This is a genomic window from Deinococcus sp. LM3 (assembly GCF_002017875.1).
Lineage (GTDB): Bacteria > Deinococcota > Deinococci > Deinococcales > Deinococcaceae > Deinococcus.
The window spans coordinates 122521-139210 of sequence record NZ_MUFV01000003.1; the positions used below are offsets into that span (position 1 = coordinate 122521).

Sequence of the window (16690 nt, forward strand, 5' to 3'; positions counted from 1 at the left end):
AACGAGCCGAGTTGCCAACTCCACGCCCGGAGGAGCGTGCCTCTCCTGCTCGCTCCGCGGCGCGGCTCTACGAGCCCGCTTCGGCTGAAAGCTTTTGCAATCCTTTCAACCGGAGTCCGTCTGACCCGCCCGGCGACCCGCGCCGGGCCTCCGTGAAACTACGGAGGTCGCGTGCGTACTGCCCGGATACCACGGCTGGCGCGGCCGGCGCACCATGGGGGCATGAAACGTCTCACTGCCCTGCTGACCGTCTCTGCCCTCTCGCTCGCCGCCGCCCAGACGACACCAACTCAGACGACACCAACTCAGACGACACCAGCTCAGACGACCCCTGCCCCCGCGACCGCTGCACCGGCGACTCCCGCGCCGGTCACCCTGGCCACCACCCCGACCGTCTCACCGGCCAGCCTGAGCCTCAGTGCCGCCACCCGCATCGCCACGCTGGCCGTGAATAACTGCGCGCAACTCGGGTACCACGTGAGCGTCACCGTGGTCGACCGCAGCGGCGTGACCCTGGCTGTGGCCCGCTCGGAGAGCGCGGGGCCGCACACCCTCGGCGCCAGCCTCGGCAAGGCGTTCACCAGTGCCAGCGCCCGCAACCTGACGAGTGAGATCGCCAGGAACCTGCCCGGCAACCCCGGCCTGGCGGACATTCCCGGCTACCTCATCCTGGCGGGCGGAGCGCCCATCCGCGTGAACGGCGCCGTGGTCGGTGCCGTCGGCGTCGGCGGCGCCCCCAGCGGGATGATCGACGAGAAATGTGGCCTGGACGCCACTGCAGCCGTCCTCGGGCAGTGAACGCATCGGCGCCGCGGCCGCCCGATGGGGCCGCGGTGCCCACCTCTCTGGCCCGCTCATGTCGCCACCACCATCGCGGTCCATGGTGTGGTTCCCGCTGTCAGGACGAGGGAGCGAACAGCCCCGGTCAGGTGCCGCAGAAGGTGCGGTAACAGGCCGTCACCTCCGCGCGGGCTGGTTCGAGATACTCCGCCTGTTCCGGCGTCTCGTCGTAGGGGCGCTGAACGGCTGCCAGCAGCCGCCTGAACGGCCCGAGATCCCCGTGGTCCGACGCCGCCGCCAGGGCCTCCTCCACGCGGTGGTTGCGCGGAATGACGGCCGGGTTCACCCGGCGCATGAGGTTGGCCCGTTCGCTCCAGTCTGCGGTGGCATTGCCCTCACTTCCCGCCCGTGCCCGCCAGCGGGCCAGCCAGGCATCCGGTGCCTGCGCGTCGGTGAACAGCGCCCGCAGCGGCCCCTCGTCCCCGTCCGCCGCTTCGGCCAGCCGGCGCCACCCGAGCGTGAAATCCACCCGGTGGTCGTGCAGCAGGGTCAGCCAGTCCCCGGCGAGCGCGCGGTCGGTCGCGTCGTCCCCGCCGTGCAGGCCCAGTTTCGCCCGCTGGCCGGTCAGCAGCGCCCCCTCGTACCACTCCGGGAACGCGTCGATCACCCCGGTCGCCTGCCCGATGGCTTCCGACATGGCCTCCTTGCTGTCCTGTCCGGCGATGAGCGGCAGCAGCGTTTCGGCCAGCCGGGCCAGGTTCCAGCGCGTCACGGACGGCTGGTTGCGGTAGGCGTAGCGGCCACCGTGGTCGATGGAGCTGAACACCGCATCCGGGTCGTACGCCTCCAGGAACGCGCACGGGCCATAGTCGATCGTCTCTCCGGAAATGGCGACGTTGTCGGTGTTCATCACGCCGTGGATGAACCCGACGTTCATCCATCCCGCCACCAGCGTCGCCTGCCGCTGCGCGACCCGGCGCAGCAGACCGAGGTAGCGGTCGTCCGTGCCGACGAGGTCGGGGTCATGCCGGGCGATGGCGTAATCGGCGAGTTGCCGCACGCGGTCGGGCTCGCGGCGGGCGCTGAAGAACTCGAAGGTGCCGACCCGCAGGTGACTGGCGGCCACGCGGGTCAGGACTGCGCCGGGCAGGGGACGCTCCCGGTAGACGGTCTCGCCGGTGGCGGTCACGGCGAGGGCGCGGGTGGTGGGGAGGCCGAGGGCGTGCATGGCCTCACCGATCAGGACTTCGCGCAGCATGGGTCCGACGGCGGCCTTACCGTCGCCCCGTCTGGAGAAGGGCGTGCGGCCGGACCCTTTGAGCATCAGGTCGCGGCGCTGACCGCACTGATTGATGACCTCGCCGAGCAGCAGGGCGCGGCCGTCGCCGAGTTGTGGGGAGAAGCCCCCGAACTGGTGGCCGGCGTACGCCTGCGCGAGCGGCTCGGCGCCCTCGGGGACCCGGTTGCCGGCGAAGATCGCGGCGCCGTCAGGGCCATCCAGCATGTCAGGGTCCAGGCCCAGTTCGAGGGCCAGGGCGCGGTTGAAGTACAGCAGGTCCGGCGCGGGGACGGTGGCGGGCTGCCAGGGGACGGAGAAGCCGGGCAGGTCCCGCGCGTAGGAGTTGTCGAACTGGAACGGGGAGGCGGGCATGACAGACAGTCTGACGCGTCCCTGGAAATCGACTGCATCCTGGCCACAGTCCGGCACGGCGGAGAGAGAAGGCCGTTCCGGCCGGCGCGGCTGATGCGTCACCGTCTCCTTCACACGGTCCGGTGGTTGGGGGAGTAGACCAGCTGCATAAAACATACCATACTGTCTGGTATGGAAAACCTGAACGGCTGGTCCATCGGTGCCGCCCTCACCCTGAGCGGACTGGCGGCCCTGCACGCCCTGTGGGCCACCGGGAACCCCTGGCCGGCCCGCAACGCCGCTCAACTCAGCGCCCAGGTCATCGGCGGCCACGGTGCCCGCGACCTGCCGCCCCCCACCGCCTGTCTGGTCGTGGCCGCCGCGCTCCTGACCGCCTCGGCGCTGGTCCTCACCGCTCCCGCGACTCCCGGCAGTTCCCTGATCCGCACCGGAGCACAGACGGTTGCCGGTGTGCTGCTGCTGCGAGGATCAGCCGGGTACGCCCTGCCGACCCTCGTCCCCTCCATGCAGGGCACGCCGTTCGTCCGCCTGAACGCCCGCCTGTACTCCCCGCTGTGCCTGCTGCTGGGCACCGCCGTCCTCCTGAGCCTCCGTTGACCGGGCAGCCCGCGTGATGCTCTACACTGCCTGACCATGCGCCGGACCCGCACCGACTGGCTCACCGCCGGCCTGACCCTGCTGCGCGACGAGGGCGAACACACCCTGACCATCGAACGCCTGTGCCGCGCCGTCGGCCTGAGCAAGGGGTCGTTCTACCATCACTTCCAGCATGTCGAGGCCTACCGCGCGGCCCTCCTGAGTTGCTGGGAGGAGACCCAGACCAACGCGCCCATCCAGCAGAGCGAGGGAGCCGCCGATCCCCTGCACGCACTCCGGGCGGCGATCGGCCCACTGGATCACCCGCTGGAACTGGCCATGCGCGCCTGGGCCGTGCGTGACAGGCAGGTGCGGGCCGCCCTGAACCGCGTGGACGCCCGGCGAACCGAGCACCTGCGGCAGGTGCACGTCCGGCTGGGCCACGCGCACGCCAGGGAACTGGCGGAACTGGAGTACGCGACGTTCCTGGGCCTGCAGACGCTGGGCTGGACGGACCGGGCTGACCTGGCCCGCCTGCACGCCCGCGCCCTCGCAGGACTGGCCAGCGCCGACTGATACGGATTCCGTTTGTTTCGCCGACAACCCGGAACATCGCCGGGTTGCCAGCTCCACGCCCGGAACCCGTTTTGCTCCTACTCGCTCCGCTCGGATTGAACGGGTTTTGCAACCCATTCAATCGGAGTCCGTATGAGAGAGGGTCGGGCACAGACTCAAGCGCATCCTGATACCACGTTGCGACCATCTGGTGGCCAGACTTCGGACTGCCCTGCTGAAGCGCAGCGGATTCAACTCGCGTTAGCCGCAGCGGAACGGAATGGGCACAGGACCGCAGCAGCACACGCCCTGCACGCCTCCCCCTGCCGTCCTGGCAGCAGCCAGGTGACCGTACGCCTGCCGGCATGTCTGGAACCGCGCGGCTATTTCCCCACGGCCTCCCAGCAGTCCCTGCTCACTCACCAGCCGCCGAACGGCGGCTGAACACGACTCGCCTCCGAACAGCGCGGCGTGCGCACAACGGAATCCTTTGAGGGGGGAGAGCCAGCGCTGATACATGTCGATTGACCCCAGGGCCAGGTAATTCAGGGAATTCATACCTGACGTTAAGCGGCGCAGCGAGGGGCTGTATCCCGACTTCATGAAGACGCTGCCGACAGTCCTGAGCACGTTGAAGCCAACATGACGAGTTTCCGGGAAAGCGCCGGAACCTCCCCATTCCCGCTCCAACGTACTTTTCCTGCTATGCGCTCCGCGCGGTTGATCTACAAGATCAACGCAGTGTACTTAAAGGCGCGTACACGGGAAGCTACGCAGCCCTGACCTGATCTGGAGGGAGTGAAGTGCGGTTCACGATGTCCATGACGGTGTTGTGGCTCAGACTCAATTCCCGGGCAATCTCCCGGTATGATCGCCCGTCCCCAGCGCGTGAGTTCCGTGACCGGCACGGCATGGATGTGGCGGTGGCGCGACCCTCTTGCTCCGCCCTGCAGATCGGAACGGGACTTGATTGTATCCGCCACAGGATGGGTAGGGGCGTCCGGTTCGCTGACGGAACCATCGAGGTCTCATCCGCACCACCCGCCGCTCTCCTCGTGCGGACGAGCAACGGCCCACCTGTTGCTTCAGCCTCCAGTGTCCTCACCCAGCAGCCCCAGATCGATCGCTCGCCGCACCGCCTCGGTGCGGTTGCCTGCGCCCAGCTTCGCCAGGATGTTGCTCACGTGGACCTTCACGGTTCCCTCGCTGATGCCCATCTGCTGCCCGATGCGTTTGTTGGGCTGCCCGGCGGCCAGGGCCCGGATCACCTGCACCTCGCGCCCGGTCAGGGCGCCGCTGGGTTCCAGGTGGGCCGGCAGCCGCAACTGCTGCGCGAGTGCCTGCGCGACCCTGGCGTGAATGACCTTCTCGCCCCGGTGGACGCGCCACAGTGCATCCAGAATCTCGTCAATCTCCGCGCTCTTGAACAGGTAACCCGCCGCCCCGGCGTTCAGACCGCCCGTCATGTCCTCCACCTCCTCGAAGGTGGTCAGCAGCACCACCGGGGGACCATTCCTCCGGCGGAATTCCGCTGTGGCCTGAATGCCATCCATCACCGGCATGCGCACGTCCATCAGCACCACGTCGGGACGCAACTCGTCCGCGAGGTCCAGCGCCTGCCGTCCGTTCTCGGCCTGGGCCAGTACCCGAACGTCGTCTTCCAGGTCGAGCAGCGAGGCCAGACCCTGCCGCACGAGGGGCTGGTCGTCCACGATCAGGACCCGCAGCGGCGTCACGGTCGGGTGGGAAGGGGTAGGGTCAGACATAGCTCGAAGACCTCCTCGTCTTGAGTCACTTGGAGCGAACCGCCGAGCGCCTCCAGGCGCGAACGCAACCCGGCCAGCCCCGCGCCCCCACGTGGGTACGCCGTCCAGCCGGCGTGGGCGGGGCAGCGCGGATTGCGGACCGAAAGGCGGAGGTCTCGCCTGTCGTGGGACAGCCGGGCAGCCACAGGCTGAGCGGGCGCGTGCTTGTGGGCATTCGTCAGGGCTTCCTGCAACCCCCGGTACAGGGCGAGTTTGTGCGAGGACGGCAGGGCGGGTTCCTCACCTTCCAGGGTCAGCGTCACCGGGTCAGGCCAGGTCTGGCCCAGGTCACGCAGGGCCTGGTACAGCGTCCCGTCAAGTTGCGGTGCTTTCAGGGTAGACACCACCTCCTGAAGCTGCTCCAGGGCCTCGCCGCTGCGTGCCATCACGTTGTCGAGGGACACCGTGATCCGGGGGTCGGTGCCGCCTGCCCTCTGCTGCAGCTTGCGGACACGCTGGGCTTCGAGCCGCAGGGCCGTCAGTTGATGACCCAGCGTGTCGTGCAGTTCGCGTGAGAGGTGGGCACGTTCTTCCAGGGCCGCGTGCTGCAACTCCAGCGCCTGGTAGGCGTGCAACTCGCGGTAGGCCCGGCGCAGGGCCTCCTGCTTCTCCTCGTTCTGGAGCATGAACTCGAAGGCCGCGTAGGTGAAGCCGCCCTGGGTCAGGGTGACGACCACCAATCCCAGCAGCCCAGACCATTCGTCCGGACTGGTGAAGGTGGGCAGCGGGGGAATCAGGATGTAGGTCAGCAGACTGCCCACGAACAGCGCCGCGAACAGACCGAGGGTCTGCCGCAGGGTCAGCCAGTAACGCGCCACGATGGGCGTGACCATCAGGACCGCCGCCGGACGGTCGGCCCAGACCACGAGGACGGAGAACACCAGGGTCGCCAGGAGCAGCAGGACGATCTCGGGTCGTCCCCGCTGACCGGGCCGGATGGCCCACAGGACCGCCACGAATCCCAGTCCGGCGACCAGCAGGCGTAGCAGCACATGTCCGGCGTCCAGCAGGGGCAGCGTGCTGGTGTCCACTGGACTGATGACCAGACTGCGCAGGAAGGTGGTCAGGACGCCCAGCCCCGCGAACAGCACGATGGGTGTCACGCGGGGCCGATAGAGAAACGCCCGGACCTCTGGTCGGTTCAGATACGCACGCGCCGTCATGGTGTTTCAGAGAGGTGAAGAGACAGCATGAAGGACAGTGTAGGGGGGCAGGATGAGGCCGCGCCTCTGCCAGGGGCGTATGTCGAAAGATATAGGCTGACTATATCTTCTGGGAGATGGCAGATGGGGAGAAGATGAGTAGATTGCTCACGTATGAAAACGAAAGCCCTGCTCCTGTCGGCCCTGATCCTCGCTCCCTCTGCTGGCGCTGCCGCTGTCCAGTCCGCTCCCGCACAGGAGTTCCGGGGGCAGACCAATAAGGCTCTGGCGGCTCCTGCCCAGGACCTCCGCGTGAGCTATGGCAACGCGGCGCTGAGCACCACGCCTGCCATCTTCGTCAAGTCCAACCTGCCCCAGGCGCTTAGCGATGAGGAACTGGATGAGGTGAAGGGAGAATTTGTGGTGCTTCTCCCTGCTGCTCCGGCGGCGGCGGGACCTATTTCAGCAGGGGCAGTGGCTGCGGGTGCAGCGGCTGTGGCAGCAGGGGCAGCGGTGGGAAGCTGGTTGGGCAATGTATTAAAATCGGATTCTGAAGCGCCTAAGCCTGCTCCTCAGCCCACTCCCAATAGCGATCCCAGCGACTTCACAAAACTTCGTGGAGGACAGGGTTATAAGGAAAATGATACTGGCTTGACATGGAAGAAGGACCAGCTTCACAAAGATCACTGGGATATTCTGATCGTAAGGGAGAGAAGGTGAAAGAGGTAGATTTTAATGGCAATCAAATCTGGCCTGGCGGCCCAAAGAACAAAAACAAATGACGCCTTACGAGAAATATAGAGAATTGCCGGAATGGGATATAATAGAACATAGATTGGAAAAACTCATTAACAATCAGGACGTAAAACTATTTACTAACATTGATTACATTGTTGGCTATCTCATAGAGGGACTTATGAGGGAAGATAGTATTTCTATAGGTCGAGATTTAAAGGAAGAGTAAATAGAATTAGCAGGCCTTATCGTCTCTATAAGGTCGGCAGCGACTGCGTTATCTGCCGCCGAACATTATCATAAAGTGAATACTTTATAATATGGAAGTGCTGATATATCTCGGAGGTGAGTTCTGAAGCCGGAATACAGCCATACCGCCATGTGCTGTACTCCGGCGTCTGCACGATAGTGTCCGCTGCCCTCGGAGGATCTTGTGGAGTTGCTCGTCTTTATCATCGTATCTCTGTTTGTGACCCCTATGCTCATTCTTTGGGAGTCATACAACAATGTCTACTATGTGAACCCTCGTCGCTTTCTTCCTGTCGCCATTGGCAGAGTTATCTTCCTTCCTGTGATCTTTCTTTTGGCGCAGCGAGTTTCTCCCGGTGAATACATGGAGAACATTGCTCAGGCGCTCATTCTCACGACTTCTATGGCACTCAGCTATCAGTTGTTCGCGCACCGTATCCACCCCCAGCAGGCTCCCTATCATCTGCGGGCCCATACACGTGCCCGAAAGCTCGCTCTGGCCGCCTTCATTACCTTGATCTTGGTCCTCCCAACGGCGCTCAGCGCTTCCGAAGTCATTCGCAGCGTACTGAGCTATGGCGTGATGCCTTCCATGTTCGCAGCCCTAGTCGCCTTCATCGGGAGGGATAAGCTTGCTCCGTAAGCGTTTTGTGGTCGCGCTGATGATCCTTTTCTCCTCTGCTTCCGCCGACTACCGCACCCTCCGCTACGCTTCCGTCGTTGGCCAGACCTCCGACTTTACCTGCGGCCCGGCGGCCCTCGCTACCCTGCTGACCCACTACTACGGGCGACCCGTGGCCGAGCAGACCCTCACAGAGCGTTCGGTGGCCGATATGCAGGCACGCGGAAAAGAAGTGGTGGAAGGCATCACCCTGCTCTCACTACGAAACGCCCTGGGGTCGGAATCCATTTCCTCAGCGGGCTACAAGCTCACGCTGGAGCAACTGCGCGTCGTGCTGGCGCAAGGGCTGCCGGTGGTAGCAAACGTCGTCTATCCGAAGGGGCACTACTACCTCGTGCTGGCGGTGGACGACCAGAACGTGCTGCTGGCCGACCCCAGTTGGGGCGTGCGGTCGCAACCCATCCGCAACTTCCTGAACGCCTGGAACGGCGTCGTCCTGATTCCAGAACCCTCGGAATCCGAAGTCACTCAGGCCCGGACCCAGGTGGCACTGCAACTCAGTAAGTACAGAGAACGCCTCGAACGCCTCAAGACAGGAGCCTGACCATGTTCAAGAACAACCGATGGCGGGCGGGGCTACTGGCCTCGCTCGTCAGTTTCAGTGGAGCGGGCGCTCAGAACCTGCAACCCATTGACCCCCTCCAGCGGCCCCGGACGGGCGCGGGCAGCGCCAGTTTCAGCGTCAGTGCCGGATACGCCCCTGACCTCCGGCAGACACCGGAGGGCCTGACTTCCAACGTCTCGGGCGGGCTGGGACTCAGCGCCAGCTACAACGTGACGGAACGCTTCGTGGTGACGGCCTCCACCGGCATCGGCGGGGCAAGAACCGAGACCCTGAACGGTGACACCGTGGACGCGGCTTCCCGCCTGAACTGGAATGGCCTGGACGTGGGCGCGCAGTACACCTTCGAGGGGCGTTACGCTCCGGCGCTGGGACTGGACGTGTCTCTCCCAGTGGCGGGCGGCGGCTGGGCTGTGACGGGCAGCGCCTCTGCCTCTGTGCTGCGCGACCCGGTCATTCTGGACGGCACGCTGGCCGCGACCTGGCGCCCGGAAGGCGCCGCGTCCGTCAGCGCCGGTGCGGGTGTGAGCTTCGTGGTGAACGAGGCCGTGACGCTACGGACCGACGCCGTTCAGAGTCTGACCTTCGGCACCCTGACTGTTCCCTCGACCACCCTGGGACTGGGCGGGGCGTACAAGATCGACGAGCAGAACAGCCTCCAGGCCCGCACAACCCTGAATGTCACCGGGGGCCGCACGACCACCGGCCTGAGCGTGACGTACCTCTACCGCCCCTGAGGTCGGCTCATTTCCACTGCACCTGCATACGGCCTATGTCTTTCGATATAGGCCGTTGGTGCATAGGCGGGGCGTGCATGGCCCGGTAGCGTCAGGGGATGAAGATTGTCCCCCGTCAATGGCTGTCCGTCGCTACCCTCTCCGCCCTGCTGCTTTCCGGCGCCGTGCAGGCCGGGGGAGCCGGTGCGCCGCCCGTGGCCCGCCCCGCTGTCCCCGCTGTACAACCTGCCCAGAGTCAGGCCCAGGCTGGCCGCGCTCTGCTGGACAGGGCGCTGAAGGCCAATGGCGGCGACTCTCTCCGGGGGCTGCGCACCATGCAGCAGCGCTCCGAGATGACCTTCGTGGACGCGCAGGGCCAGCCGGTGCTGGTACTGGTCAGCGTGGATTACGCCAACGGCTGGATGCGGGCCACCACCCTTCAGGGAGAGCAGGTCGTCAACGAGCAGTTCCTCACGCCCGAGGGAGCGTTCGCGTCCACCCCCCAGTCGGGCACGGTGCCGCTGCCCCGCCAGGAGGCCCGGAGCCTCACCGACGCCTTCTTCTACGGCGCGCCCGGCCTGCGACTGGGAGGCGAGGGCCGCGATTCGGTGAAGAACCTGGGCGAACAGACCTGGCTTCAAGTGGAAGGCCGCGAGATCAAGGGCACCGTGCTGGAAGTCGTGACCAGGGGCGTGAAGGCAACTTACCTGCTGAACTCGCAGGGATTGATCGTGGCCGAGCGGTATCCGGTCGCGGGGCTGGGTGAGGTCATCTCGGTCTACGGCGACTTCCGGACCATCGGCGGCGTGCAGGTGCCAGGGACGACGCTGGGCTTCGCGCCAAACGGTGTCCTGCTTTTCGTTGCCAAGGACCTGGAGACCAAGCTCAACGTGACGCTGCCCGCGGACACCTTCAAGGTCCCGGAGTGAAGAGAGCGGCCCTGGTCCTGGCCCTCGCGCTGACCACCAGCGTGCAGGCCGCTCCGGCGCCCACCGTCACCGCCCAGGACCTGTTCGACGAGGTGATCTACCAGCTCGCCTCCTTCTACAACGGGCCGTCCGATGTGCGGGCCAGCGACCTGCGCCGCAAATACCTGCCGGAGGTGCAGAAGCTCTGCGGCGGCCAGCCCGACTGTGCGGCGGCGCAGGCGTACCCCCTGCTGGGGCGGTTGCTGGGCGACCTGAAGGACGCGCACACCAACCTCTACACGCCGTCCCAGTTGGAGGAGGTCGGCAGGCTCCTGCTGGGTGAACAGGGACAGCGCCGGACCTTCGGGGCCGTCACCGAGGCTATAGGCACGGGTGGGCGCGTGGTGCTGGAGGTGCTGCCCGGCTCGGCCGCCGAGCGGGCCGGGTGGAAGGCCGGGGACGTGCTGCGGCGGGTGAATGGCGTGGTGCTGGACGGTCAGGCCGGACAGGCCGCCCTGGGCCGGGCGTCGGCCCGGGGGACACCCGCCCGCTTCGAGGGAACGCGGCAGGGAACAACGGTGAAGACGACGCTCACGGCGGCTCCCCTTCAGGTGACGCCGGTCAGCCTGAGCCTGCGCGCCGATGGTCTGGCGGTGCTGCGTCTGCGACACTTCAACTCGCCGGGCGTGGGGCAGCAGGTCCACGACGCCCTGCGGAAAGTGCAGGCGGCGGGAATGAAGGGTGTCATCCTGGACCTGCGCTGGAACAGTGGCGGACGCGTCGACGAGTTCATGCTGAGTGCCGGGGCGTTCACCGACCCCGCGCCGCTGTTCCTGAAGACCCGCGTGGATACGGCGAAGATCGGGTACGGCGCGGGCCGCTACCTGGTGAACGACAAGGCGCAGGAACAGCCCAGCATCAAGACGCCGGTCCGGTACACGGGGCCGCTGGCGGTGCTGGTAGACGAGGGCACGGCCAGTTCCGCCGAGTTCCTCACCCGGACCCTGCTGGGCCGCCCCTCCACCCAGGTGATCGGGGAGGCCACCGCCGGCGTGGGCGACACCGCGACCCGCTTCATTCCCCTGACCGATGGCTCGGGGTTGCAACTGACCTTCGCCCGGATGCTGGACGCCGCAGAGCAACCGCTGGGAGCCCGTATCACGCCGCAGGTGGGAGCCAGCGTGGACCTCGCCGGACTCGCCCGAACTGGCCGCGACAGCGCCCTGGAGCAGGCCGCCACGCTGCTGAGCAGGTAGCACAGGCCCCTTTCCCTCTCTGGGCGGGTCTTCCCAGAGAGGGCCACAAGAGGTTCTGCGTGTCCAGCGGCAGCGGTCTGTCACGGGTGGGGACTTCTGTGACGCCGAACCTCAAGGCGGGCAGGGGCCACTCACGTCGAGAGATGAGAGTGACCCCTGAGCTACCAGCCTCAGCGCCTGCTGGGCCTTCCGTGCCGGGCCGTCACGTCTGGGCCGCCGTGCTGGGCCCTCAGGCCTGGGTACGCAGCAGGGCGCGCAGTTTCTCGGTGTCCTCGTGGAAGCCCCGGATGCCCTCGGCGAGCTTCTCGTTCGCCATGGGGTTGGCAGCCAGCGCCCAGCGGAAGTCGGCCTCGGTCAGGGTGGGCTCGGTGGCGGTGGCGGGAACGGGCGTCAGGGCCTGCTCCAGCGGGTCAGTGTCGGCGGCCAGTTCGCCCAGCAGGGCGGGGCTGACGGTCAGGCGGTCGCAGCCGGCCAGCGCGCGGACCTGCGCGGCGCTGCGGAACGACGCGCCCATCACCACGGTGGGGTAGCCGTGCGTCTTGAAGTGACGGTAGATGCCGCGCACGCTCTGCACGCCGGGGTCCTGCTCGGGGGTGTACTCGGCGGTGCCGGTGTGCTTCTTGTACCAGTCGGTGATGCGGCCCACGAACGGCGAGATCAGGTACGCGCCGGCCTGCGCGGCGGCCACGGCCTGCTCCTGCGAGAACACCAGCGTCAGGTTGCAGCGGATGCCCTCGGCTTCCAGGGTGCGCGCGGCTTCCACGCCCTCCCAGGTGGTCGCCAGTTTGATCAGGATGCGCTCGCGGCCCACGCCCTGCTCGGCGTACAGCGCGATCAGGTGCCGGGCCTTCTCGACCATGGCGTCCGCGTCGAAGGACAGGCGGGCGTCCACCTCGGTGCTGACGTAACCGGGTACCAGCCGGGTCAGCTCCGTGCCGATCCGCACGGTCAGCTGGTCGATGGCGGCTTCCACGTCGCCCAGCGCGCGGGCCTCGTCGAGCAGGTGCGCGTAGCCGCTCAGGCCCGCCGCCTTCAGGATCAGCGAGGGGTTGGTGGTGCAGTCCTGCGGCTGGTACTGACGGATGGCTTCCAGGTCGCCGGTATCGGCGACGACGACGGTCATCTGCTTGAGCTGTTCGAGTGCGTTCATGGGGTCCTCCAGTGAAGGTCAGGCCGGAAAGGAAAGTCAGGCCGGCAGTGAGATTGAAGCCGGGACGGGCAGGCCCGCGCCGGCAGGGCGTTCGCCCGTACCATACGCTGCCGGCTGCGGGCTTCAACAGGTTCATGCAGACTTTTGGGCTGCTGTGCGGGCGCCGGGCGGCAGGTCTCAAGAAAACCCATGGATCCCCCGGTGACGGGGAACCGGCGCGGTTGATACCCTGCGTGACAGATGCCTGCCCGTTACCCTGCCTGCCCTGACCATCACTCTCCCCGCCGGACGTCCGCATGAGCGGCGGTCTGGTTGCCCTGCTCGACGACGTGGCCGCCATCGCGCGCCTCGCGGCGGCGTCCATCGACGACATCGGCGCGGCCGCCAGCCGGGCCGGCGTGAAGGCCATCGGGGTGGTCGTGGACGACGCGGCCGTCACGCCCCGGTACGTTACCGGTTTCACGCCGGACCGCGAGTTGCCGATCATCTGGCGGATCGCGCGCGGCTCGCTGCGCAACAAGGTCGTGTTCATCCTGCCGGCGGCGCTGCTGCTCAGTCAGTTCCTGCCGTGGTCCCTGACGCCGATTCTGATGGTCGGCGGCGCGTACCTGTGCTTCGAGGGGGCCGAGAAGGTCTACGAGGCCCTCACCCACCACGATCACGGAGCGGCGGCCGAGGAAGCGGTCCTGAGTGGCGCCGAACACGAGCAGAAGATGGTGTCCGGCGCGATCCGCACGGATTTCATCCTGTCGGCCGAGATCATGGCGATCTCGCTGGCCGAGGTGGCGAACGAACCGTTCGTGTCGCGCGCCCTGATCCTGGTGGTCGTTGCGCTGGTCATCACGGCGCTGGTGTACGGCGTGGTGGGCATCATCGTGAAGATGGACGACCTGGGACTGCGACTGGCCCGCAGCGGGTCCGGCGCGGCGCGCACCTTCGGCCGGGGCCTCGTGAAGGGCATGCCGGTCGTGATGGGCGCGCTCTCGGTCGTGGGAACGGCCGCGATGCTGTGGGTCGGCGGCCACATCCTGATCGACGGCCTGGACAAACTGGGCGTGGGCGGCCCCGCGCACCTGCTGCACGACTGGGCGGTGGCGGCCGGGAACGCCCTGCCCGCCCTGCACAGCCTGATCGAGTGGCTGGTCGAGACGCTCGGCTCGGCCGTCGTGGGACTGGTCGTGGGCGGCCTGATCGTGGCGCTGCTGCACCTGCTGCCGGGCCGCAAGGCCGCCGCACACTGAGCGGCACAGCGGCACCCGAGGTTCAGACCGGAGGGCGCGGGTGAATACACGCCGCGCCCGTGGACGTTTCTGCGCGTCCGTGGTAGACTGAACGTCCCATTTGGGGATGACCCGGTTTCGACGGGGATCGCTGAGCGGGACGTTGCGAGCCGAGGATGATCGTGGGCCTCGTTAATCATCGGTCAAAGCCTTTAACTGGCAACAACAACAGCACCACCTACGCCTTCGCTGCTTAAGCGAAGCAGTGACCAGGAAGCCCGGCCATTGGCGTCCTGCGAACTTCCAAAAGATGGCTAGCCTGAGCCGACGCTTCTAAGCGCGGGCGAAATTTAAGAAGCTGGGGTAGAAAGCAGCGTGTCCCTGCGCGACTGATACCTGAGATCTAAATCATGGACTACGCTCGTAGAGACCAACGCAATGGGTCTTCGGACGGCGGTTCGACTCCGCCCATCTCCACCACAGATCAGCGCCCCAGGCTCAGCAGCTGGGGCGCTGGCCTTTGCGCCCCCCGGAGCCGCCCGGCTCGGCCCCGTCGAGGCGCAGGCGAACGCTAAGGACGTTGAAGCCACCAGTGCGAGACTCCGGGAACACGCCGGAACCTCTTCATTCCCGCCCCGACGTACCTTTCCTGCCCCGCGCCCCGCGCGGTTTACCGACAGGATAAATGCAGTGTCCTCAGGAGGCCGAACCGGGGTTCTCACCTCGGGGGTATCCGGGCCCCCCGGCACGCAGTAAGGTCGGTCTGGAGGATCCCCCATGACCAACTGGTGCCAGAACCGACTTGAAGTCAGCGGCCCCACACCCCTGCTCGGCGCCTGGCGTGCGGCCCAGCAGGGTGCCTCACCCGGGCAGGTCGGGGGCCGGAGTCAGGCTCTGAGTTTCCACGCGCAGCTGCCTGCGCCCCCGGACGCACCCGGCCCGCACCGGGCGAGGCGCTCGTCCGACGAAACGCAGCGACTCGGCCTGCTGCTGACCGGCCACGCCGACCCGACCCCCGACCTCCCGCTGGACAGCGTGTCGTGGCGGATCCTGCACTGGGGCTGCTCAGGTGACGCCGCCCACGTGACTCTGACCTCCCTCCCGGAGCGGCTCACGCTTGAGTTTCTGACCCCGTGGGGGCCGCCGCTGGCGTGGCTTCAGGCGGTCGCCACGGCCTGGCCGGCACTCGGGTTCGAGCTGCGCGGCATCGAGCCGGGCAACGAACTGTACGTGCACGTCCGGATCCTGAACGGGCGCGTGCAGCACTCGGAGGAACGCGCGCCCACCGGGCAGGAACTCCTCGAGTGGGGCTACGAGCCCGACGATGCCTGAGCGGAGTGGACGGAATCTGCCTGCCTCCGACCGGGTGGGGCTCAGCAGGACCGTGAGGCCCAGAAGGGCTTTCATGCCTCCCACGCTGCCGGCCGCGCATCAACGGGCCGCGCAGACCCTGTGATACGGACTCCGATTGAACGGCTTTACAAGCCATTCAATCGGAGCGGATGCGACTCGTAGAGCTGCCCCGCAGAGTGGGAGCGGGGCGGGTTCCGGACGTGGAGTTGGCAATCCGGTGAAGTTCCGGAGTCAGCGAAACAAACGGCAGTTCGTATTAGTGCGGCAGGTGCTCGCGGACCGCCCCGTACAGCCACGTCCCGATCAGCGCGAAGCCCAGCACGACCAGCATGGGCCACACGCCCGCGCCCAGCAGCGTGAACACCGGCCCCGGGCAGACGCCCGCCAGTCCCCAGCCGACGCCGAAGGTCGCGCCGCCCAGCACGTAGCGGGTCCAGCCGCGTTCCTTGGGTGCGACCGTGATGGTCTGCCCGTCCAGGCTGCGCGCGCCGCTGCGGCGCAGCAGCCACGTGGTCAGCATGCCGGTCAGGACGGCAGAGCCGATCAGGCCGTACATGTGGAAAGCCTCGAAGCGGAACATCTCCTGGATGCGGTACCAGCTGGCCGCCTCGGACTTCACGAGGATCACGCCGAAGTACACGCCCATCAGCAGGTATGCCGGGAGGGCCGCTGTGCGGGCGGCGGAGTGCCCGTGCACGCCGGGAATGCGGGTGCCGGCGCTCACCGGATCACCGCCATGAACAGCGGGAGCAGCAGGTTGGCGCTCAGGATCCCGCCCGCGAAGAAGGACACGGTGGCGATCAGGCTGGGGAGTTGCAGGGTACTCAGGCCCGTGATGGCGTGACCGCTGGTGCAGCCGCCGCCGTAGCGGGTGCCGAACCCCACCAGCAGGCCCGAGACGCCCAGCAGCAGCCACACGCCGGGATTACTCAGGTCGGTCAGTTCGGCCGGGACCAGTCCGGGGCGGACCTGCACGCCGAGTTCCTGCACGGACGCCGCGCCGGCCGCGCTCAGGCGGGTGGGTTCCGGGTTGGCGAGAATCATTCCGGCCAGGACGCCGCCCAGGATCAATCCGGCGGCGAACAGCAGGTTCCAGCGTTCGGCCCGCCAGTCGTAGCGGAAGAAGCCGGGTTTGGCCGCGTCGGGCAGCAGGATCGCGCAGGCGTGGCGCAGGTTCGAGGAGATCCCGAAGGCGCGGTTGCCGATGAGCAGCAGCAGCGGCACGGTCAGACCGATCAGGGGGCCACCGACCCACCAGGGCCAGGGAGAGCGGAACAGGTCGAGCAGTTCAGTCATGGGGGCAACCTCGGAAGGGTGCCCGGCGAGACCACGGGGGAGTCTGGCCGGGCG

General features: G+C 67.1%; 18 protein-coding genes and 1 other RNA gene. 12 read left to right on the forward strand and 7 right to left on the reverse strand.

Annotation, left to right across the window (positions count from 1 at the left end; genetic code table 11):
* Nucleotides 1-222: 222 nt before the first annotated feature.
* Nucleotides 223-798, forward strand: a complete 576-nt coding sequence (locus BXU09_RS16530; RefSeq protein ID WP_078305445.1) for a heme-binding protein — start codon at nt 223-225, stop codon at nt 796-798.
* A gap of 127 nt (nt 799-925) precedes the next feature.
* Here BXU09_RS16530 and BXU09_RS16535 read toward each other — a convergent pair whose 3' ends face one another.
* Nucleotides 926-2431, reverse strand: a complete 1506-nt coding sequence (locus BXU09_RS16535; RefSeq protein WP_078305446.1) for a protein adenylyltransferase SelO — start codon at nt 2429-2431, stop codon at nt 926-928.
* Between the two features lie 171 nt (nt 2432-2602).
* Here BXU09_RS16535 and BXU09_RS16540 point away from each other — a divergent pair, with 171 nt between their 5' ends.
* Together BXU09_RS16540 and BXU09_RS16545 are read left to right on the forward strand one after the other, a co-directional pair.
* Nucleotides 2603-3028, forward strand: a complete 426-nt coding sequence (locus BXU09_RS16540; protein ID WP_078305447.1) for a DUF3995 domain-containing protein — start codon at nt 2603-2605, stop codon at nt 3026-3028.
* 36 nt (nt 3029-3064) lie between these two features.
* A complete protein-coding gene (locus tag BXU09_RS16545; protein WP_078305448.1) occupies nt 3065-3583 on the forward strand; it encodes a TetR/AcrR family transcriptional regulator in 519 nt (172 codons plus the stop codon).
* A 240-nt stretch (nt 3584-3823) separates the two neighbouring features.
* On the opposite strand, the gene yidD is transcribed toward BXU09_RS16545, so the two are convergent.
* The 3 genes from yidD to BXU09_RS16560 form a co-directional block, all read right to left on the reverse strand.
* The gene (yidD, locus tag BXU09_RS16550) at nt 3824-4165 is read right to left on the reverse strand and encodes a membrane protein insertion efficiency factor YidD (RefSeq protein WP_346417598.1); all 342 of its coding nucleotides are present in this window, start codon (nt 4163-4165) and stop codon (nt 3824-3826) included.
* Nucleotides 4166-4647: 482 nt separating this feature from the next.
* Nucleotides 4648-5328, reverse strand: a complete 681-nt coding sequence (locus tag BXU09_RS16555) for a response regulator transcription factor (protein ID WP_078305449.1) — start codon at nt 5326-5328, stop codon at nt 4648-4650.
* Nucleotides 5295-6470 (reverse strand): histidine kinase, encoded by a 1176-nt coding sequence (locus tag BXU09_RS16560; RefSeq protein ID WP_144012306.1) that lies wholly within the window; start codon nt 6468-6470, stop codon nt 5295-5297. The genes BXU09_RS16555 and BXU09_RS16560 overlap by 34 nt, the downstream gene beginning before the upstream one ends.
* Nucleotides 6471-6683: 213 nt before the next feature.
* On the opposite strand from BXU09_RS16560, the gene BXU09_RS20415 reads away from it, so the two are divergent.
* From BXU09_RS20415 to BXU09_RS16585, 6 genes are all read left to right on the forward strand, one after another.
* Nucleotides 6684-7229 (forward strand): hypothetical protein, encoded by a 546-nt coding sequence (locus BXU09_RS20415; protein ID WP_144012307.1) that lies wholly within the window; start codon nt 6684-6686, stop codon nt 7227-7229.
* Between the two features lie 448 nt (nt 7230-7677).
* Nucleotides 7678-8136 (forward strand): hypothetical protein, encoded by a 459-nt coding sequence (locus BXU09_RS16565; protein ID WP_078305451.1) that lies wholly within the window; start codon nt 7678-7680, stop codon nt 8134-8136.
* Complete coding sequence (locus BXU09_RS16570) at nt 8126-8719, forward strand: cysteine peptidase family C39 domain-containing protein (RefSeq protein ID WP_144012309.1); 594 nt, start codon at nt 8126-8128, stop codon at nt 8717-8719. The genes BXU09_RS16565 and BXU09_RS16570 overlap by 11 nt, the downstream gene beginning before the upstream one ends.
* Before the next feature lie 2 nt (nt 8720-8721).
* On the forward strand, nt 8722-9474 hold the full coding sequence (locus BXU09_RS16575; protein ID WP_078305453.1) for a hypothetical protein: 753 nt from the start codon (nt 8722-8724) through the stop codon (nt 9472-9474).
* Between the two features lie 98 nt (nt 9475-9572).
* Entirely contained in the window at nt 9573-10382 is an 810-nt protein-coding gene (locus BXU09_RS16580; RefSeq protein ID WP_144012310.1) for a hypothetical protein, read from the forward strand.
* Nucleotides 10379-11617: a S41 family peptidase gene (locus BXU09_RS16585; protein ID WP_078305455.1), complete on the forward strand. Its 1239-nt coding sequence runs from the start codon at nt 10379-10381 to the stop codon at nt 11615-11617. Before BXU09_RS16580 ends, BXU09_RS16585 begins: the two co-directional genes overlap by 4 nt.
* 229 nt (nt 11618-11846) lie before the next feature.
* Here BXU09_RS16585 and tal read toward each other — a convergent pair whose 3' ends face one another.
* Entirely contained in the window at nt 11847-12767 is a 921-nt protein-coding gene (gene tal / locus BXU09_RS16590; RefSeq protein ID WP_078305456.1) for a transaldolase, read from the reverse strand.
* 296 nt (nt 12768-13063) lie between these two features.
* Here tal and BXU09_RS16595 point away from each other — a divergent pair, with 296 nt between their 5' ends.
* The 3 genes from BXU09_RS16595 to BXU09_RS16605 all read left to right on the forward strand — a co-directional run bounded on the left by BXU09_RS16595 (nt 13064) and on the right by BXU09_RS16605 (nt 15319).
* A complete protein-coding gene (locus BXU09_RS16595) occupies nt 13064-14008 on the forward strand; it encodes a DUF808 domain-containing protein (protein ID WP_078305457.1) in 945 nt (314 codons plus the stop codon).
* 102 nt (nt 14009-14110) lie between these two features.
* Nucleotides 14111-14467: a transfer-messenger RNA gene (gene ssrA / locus BXU09_RS16600) on the forward strand.
* 297 nt (nt 14468-14764) lie between these two features.
* Nucleotides 14765-15319: a hypothetical protein gene (locus BXU09_RS16605; protein WP_078305458.1), complete on the forward strand. Its 555-nt coding sequence runs from the start codon at nt 14765-14767 to the stop codon at nt 15317-15319.
* Between the two features lie 277 nt (nt 15320-15596).
* Here BXU09_RS16605 and BXU09_RS16610 read toward each other — a convergent pair whose 3' ends face one another.
* Together BXU09_RS16610 and BXU09_RS16615 are read right to left on the reverse strand one after the other, a co-directional pair.
* On the reverse strand, nt 15597-16046 hold the full coding sequence (locus BXU09_RS16610) for a DUF6691 family protein (protein WP_240501473.1): 450 nt from the start codon (nt 16044-16046) through the stop codon (nt 15597-15599).
* A gap of 14 nt (nt 16047-16060) precedes the next feature.
* On the reverse strand, nt 16061-16636 hold the full coding sequence (locus BXU09_RS16615; protein WP_078305459.1) for a YeeE/YedE thiosulfate transporter family protein: 576 nt from the start codon (nt 16634-16636) through the stop codon (nt 16061-16063).
* Nucleotides 16637-16690: the final 54 nt, after the last annotated feature.

Bases quoted from the DNA above. Each gene is read 5' to 3' on its own strand.
- BXU09_RS16615 (WP_078305459.1), bottom strand. From the start codon at position 16,636: ATGACTGAACTGCTCGACCTGTTCCGCTCTCCCTGGCCCTGGTGGGTC.
- BXU09_RS20415 (WP_144012307.1), top strand. From the start codon at position 6,684: ATGAAAACGAAAGCCCTGCTCCTGTCGGCCCTGATCCTCGCTCCCTCT.
- BXU09_RS16540 (WP_078305447.1), top strand. From the start codon at position 2,603: ATGGAAAACCTGAACGGCTGGTCCATCGGTGCCGCCCTCACCCTGAGC.
- BXU09_RS16605 (WP_078305458.1), top strand. From the start codon at position 14,765: ATGACCAACTGGTGCCAGAACCGACTTGAAGTCAGCGGCCCCACACCC.
- yidD (WP_346417598.1), bottom strand. From the start codon at position 4,165: ATGAAGTCGGGATACAGCCCCTCGCTGCGCCGCTTAACGTCAGGTATG.
- BXU09_RS16535 (WP_078305446.1), bottom strand. From the start codon at position 2,431: ATGCCCGCCTCCCCGTTCCAGTTCGACAACTCCTACGCGCGGGACCTG.
- BXU09_RS16575 (WP_078305453.1), top strand. From the start codon at position 8,722: ATGTTCAAGAACAACCGATGGCGGGCGGGGCTACTGGCCTCGCTCGTC.
- BXU09_RS16545 (WP_078305448.1), top strand. From the start codon at position 3,065: ATGCGCCGGACCCGCACCGACTGGCTCACCGCCGGCCTGACCCTGCTG.
- BXU09_RS16530 (WP_078305445.1), top strand. From the start codon at position 223: ATGAAACGTCTCACTGCCCTGCTGACCGTCTCTGCCCTCTCGCTCGCC.
- BXU09_RS16580 (WP_144012310.1), top strand. From the start codon at position 9,573: ATGAAGATTGTCCCCCGTCAATGGCTGTCCGTCGCTACCCTCTCCGCC.
- BXU09_RS16555 (WP_078305449.1), bottom strand. From the start codon at position 5,328: ATGTCTGACCCTACCCCTTCCCACCCGACCGTGACGCCGCTGCGGGTC.
- tal (WP_078305456.1), bottom strand. From the start codon at position 12,767: ATGAACGCACTCGAACAGCTCAAGCAGATGACCGTCGTCGTCGCCGAT.
- BXU09_RS16595 (WP_078305457.1), top strand. From the start codon at position 13,064: ATGAGCGGCGGTCTGGTTGCCCTGCTCGACGACGTGGCCGCCATCGCG.